We start from the raw sequence: 856 nt of genomic DNA, 5'->3' as shown, positions 1-856 counted from the left end.
CTTTGCTTGTTTCCGTCGTGCTTTCATCAGGGCAACCGCCGTATCTGGCATATAGCCGAGCTGTCGCTTATCTGTGTTCCGCGATAGTTCTCTGGAAATTGTACTTTTGTTTCGCTTCAGGCGACGACCTATCTCTGATAAWGATAACTGCTCAATTACTCGCAGCTTATACAGTTCACTTCTTTCTGTGGTGGTAAGATCGACAAAGCTCATGAGGGTATCCTAATTATTGTGATTAATATCAGAATATCCTTGTGAGTCCTTTTACGCAAAGATCTCTAGGTGTTGCATTTCATCCTTGAATTGGCGCTGGAACGTCTAGAGCGAGAAATTCAGCGCACCAAAGAGCGATATCCACAAGCCACTTATATCGGTATTGCTGATGGGGCAACGTCAAACTGGTCATTTCTCAAGGGGCATACAAGTGAACATATTCTTGATTTCTATCATGCAACAGGTTATCTCAGAGCTGTCGCCGTTGCGCTTTATCCCCGCACTGAGAGATTGAGCATAATTAGTGGTTGACGAGACGGTGAAATTGTTGCACCAATGTTATTCGAGGACTACTGTAATGCTAACTTAGTAACCCAAGTTGCTACCTATTTGCTCAAAACATAATTTAAAATAAAATTTGCTAGATGTTTTTATGAAAATAACGCTATTTAGGGCTTGTCGAGGCTACTTCTAACGTGTTTTAAAGCAATTTTTGATAGGTAGCAACTTGGGTTAGTATGTAAATGGGTAGAAGAGGTTCTTGTCCCAGAACTATTGCCAGAGCAAATATTAGTCATCGATAATGCTAGTTTTCATCCACAGGAAAGGATTAGGCAATTAGTCCGTCAGACTGGATGTGAGG

At 41.5% G+C, this 856-nt stretch carries 1 protein-coding gene and 2 pseudogenes; 1 reads left to right on the top strand and 2 read right to left on the bottom strand.

Translation table 11 applies throughout. From position 1 onward, the window contains the following. Positions 1-111: pseudogene (locus B9G53_RS28235) on the bottom strand (IS30 family transposase); the annotation flags it as partial. Beyond that, positions 88-213: pseudogene (locus B9G53_RS28230) on the bottom strand (helix-turn-helix domain-containing protein); the annotation flags it as partial. The pseudogenes B9G53_RS28235 and B9G53_RS28230, both read right to left, overlap by 24 nt. A 69-nt stretch (positions 214-282) precedes the next feature. On the opposite strand from B9G53_RS28230, the gene B9G53_RS00245 reads away from it, so the two are divergent. Next, a complete protein-coding gene (locus B9G53_RS00245) occupies positions 283-525 on the top strand; it encodes a hypothetical protein (protein ID WP_094528325.1) in 243 nt (80 codons plus the stop codon). Positions 526-856 lie beyond the last annotated feature (331 nt).

This window comes from Pseudanabaena sp. SR411 (assembly GCF_002251945.1).
Taxonomy (GTDB): Bacteria; Cyanobacteriota; Cyanobacteriia; order Pseudanabaenales; family Pseudanabaenaceae; genus Pseudanabaena.
This window is presented reverse-complemented; position numbering and strand designations above follow the sequence as displayed.